1 protein-coding gene is annotated in these 363 nt (G+C 63.1%); it reads right to left on the bottom strand.

Annotated elements, in window-relative coordinates; translation table 11 throughout:
• A partial coding sequence (locus EN857_RS35310; protein WP_210235163.1) for a hypothetical protein occupies window positions 1-182 on the bottom strand: 182 nt, incomplete at its 3' end.
• Window positions 183-363 lie beyond the last annotated feature (181 nt).

Genomic DNA, 363 nt, shown 5'->3' with positions numbered 1-363 from the left:
ATGGCCGCCCTGTATCCGGCCGCCCGTTCCTCGAGCTCCCGCAGGGGCTGGCAGAGGTCCTTCAGGAGATCGAGCCCATGACCGCCATATGGGCGAAAATACCGCCCGGCAACCGCATCCAGCGAGCCTGCCGGCACCCCGACCGGCACGCAGCCGGCATAGGCGCATTCGACATATTTCATCAGCTCGACATTGTAGCGCGTCCCGCAAAGGAAGAAGTGGCTGAATTGCGCCGCAAGACCGATGTAGCGCGCATGCGTGAAGTCATGACGGGGTGGCTTGCCATGTTCGGGATATCCCGGGTGCTTCAGGTCGAAGATGAACAGTCGCAGCCAAGGAAAGCGCGCACGCCGGCGACGCAAG

It is taken from the genome of Mesorhizobium sp. M4B.F.Ca.ET.214.01.1.1, from assembly GCF_004791545.1.
GTDB lineage: Bacteria > Pseudomonadota > Alphaproteobacteria > Rhizobiales > Rhizobiaceae > Mesorhizobium > Mesorhizobium abyssinicae.
This window is presented reverse-complemented; position numbering and strand designations above follow the sequence as displayed.